Raw genomic sequence first — 738 nt, forward strand, 5'->3', positions numbered from 1 at the left:
TCTTGGTGATAAAGAAAACCACCACCACTAGTATTATTATCTAAGGGCCAACCGGCAAAATGTTGAACTAAACCAAGCTTATGTTTTTTTGGATCAACTTCCCAAAGCTCTTTGAGACCGAGACCAAACTTTTGTGGTTCACGGTTTTTGCTAAGATCAAATTTTTGTATCAGTTGTTTTGCGATGGAGCCACACGCTCCTTCCGCAATCAGCGTATATTTTGCTAATAACGCCATACCAGGCGTATAATTTTTTCCAGGAGTTCCATCTTTGTTTAAGCCTACATCACCTGTGAGGACTCCAATGATGGCTCCGTTATCGTTTTCTATGGTTTCCGATATGGAAAAACCAGGATAGATTTCAACACCGAGCGCTTCGGCTTTTTTGCTTAGCCAGCGACAGACACTCCCGAGCGAAACGATATAGCATCCGTTATTTGATAAGATTTTTGGATTAAAAACATTGGGAAATAATGTAGCATGTTTGGGCTTTAGAAAAAAAAACTGATCACTGGTGACCGGTGTCTTGAAAGGATGATTCTGTTCCTTTCTCCATTCTGGCAAGAGTGTATCAATACCGATAGGATCAACAACTGCACCAGAGAGAATATGTGCACCAACTTCAGTGCCTTTTTCAACGATTGTGACAGAAAGTTCTGGATTAATTTGTTTCAGACGAATTGCAGCGGAAAGTCCTGCAGGGCCGGCTCCCACAATTACTATGTCAAATTCCATGCTT

General features: G+C 41.3%; 1 protein-coding gene. It reads right to left on the minus strand.

Going from position 1 to position 738, the window contains the following annotated elements; genetic code table 11:
* Nucleotides 1–738 (minus strand): NAD(P)/FAD-dependent oxidoreductase (locus ACFINS_RS10245; RefSeq protein ID WP_375706206.1); only part of this gene is annotated, 738 nt, incomplete at both ends.

Origin of the sequence: Bartonella sp. AA2SXKL (assembly GCF_042197205.1) — a bacterium.
Lineage (GTDB): Bacteria > Pseudomonadota > Alphaproteobacteria > Rhizobiales > Rhizobiaceae > Bartonella.